The organism is Paenibacillus zeirhizosphaerae, assembly GCF_030705605.1.
Taxonomy (GTDB): Bacteria; Bacillota; Bacilli; order Paenibacillales; family Paenibacillaceae; genus Paenibacillus; species Paenibacillus zeirhizosphaerae.
This window is the reverse complement of record NZ_JAPCKK010000002.1, coordinates 1-1,100: the sequence shown is the minus strand read 5'-3', so window position 1 is coordinate 1,100 and position 1,100 is coordinate 1. Positions and strand designations below refer to the sequence as shown.

At 54.0% G+C, this 1,100-nt stretch carries 1 rRNA gene; it reads left to right on the top strand.

The annotated features are described in order from the left end of the window. Positions 1–1,100, top strand: a 23S ribosomal RNA gene (locus OIN60_RS01895); the annotation flags it as partial.

Sequence of the window (1,100 nt, the reverse complement as noted above, 5' to 3'; positions counted from 1 at the left end):
CTCCGAGACGGATCCCGAGTAGTGCGGGGCACGTGAAACCCCGTATGAATCCGGCAGGACCATCTGCCAAGGCTAAATACTCTCTGGCGACCGATAGTGAAGCAGTACCGTGAGGGAAAGGTGAAAAGCACCCCGGAAGGGGAGTGAAATAGAACCTGAAACCGTGTGCTTACAAGAAGTCAGAGCCCTTTTTATGGGTGATGGCGTGCCTTTTGTAGAATGAACCGGCGAGTTACGCTCCCGTGCAAGGTTAAGGTGAGAAGCCGAAGCCGCAGCGAAAGCGAGTCTGAATAGGGCGATTTGAGTACGTGGGCGTAGACCCGAAACCGGGTGATCTACCCCTGTCCAGGGTGAAGGTGCGGTAACACGCACTGGAGGCCCGAACCCACGCACGTTGAAAAGTGCGGGGATGAGGTGGGGGTAGCGGAGAAATTCCAATCGAACTCGGAGATAGCTGGTTCTCCCCGAAATAGCTTTAGGGCTAGCCTCGGAATGAAGAGTCATGGAGGTAGAGCACTGATTGGGTGCGGGGCCCGCAAGGGTTACCAAGCTCAGTCAAACTCCGAATGCCATCGACTTACGTCCGGGAGTCAGACAGTGAGTGCTAAGATCCATTGTCAAAAGGGAAACAGCCCAGACCATCAGCTAAGGTCCCCAAGTGTGTGTTAAGTGGGAAAGGATGTGGAGTTGCACAGACAACCAGGATGTTGGCTTAGAAGCAGCCACCATTGAAAGAGTGCGTAATAGCTCACTGGTCGAGTGACTCTGCGCCGAAAATGTAACGGGGCTAAACACACCACCGAAGCTATGGCTTGATGCTTGCATCAGGGGTAGGGGAGCGTTGTATGTACGTTGAAGGTGTACCGTAAGGAGCGCTGGAGAGCATACAAGTGAGAATGCCGGTATGAGTAACGAAAAGATCTGTGAGAATCAGATCCGCCGAAAGCCTAAGGGTTCCTGAGGAAGGTTCGTCCGCTCAGGGTAAGTCGGGACCTAAGGCGAGGCCGATAGGCGTAGTCGAAGGACAACAGGTGGAAATTCCTGTACCACCGTAAACCGTTATGAGCAATGGGGTGACGCAGCAGGGTAGTGACGCGGAC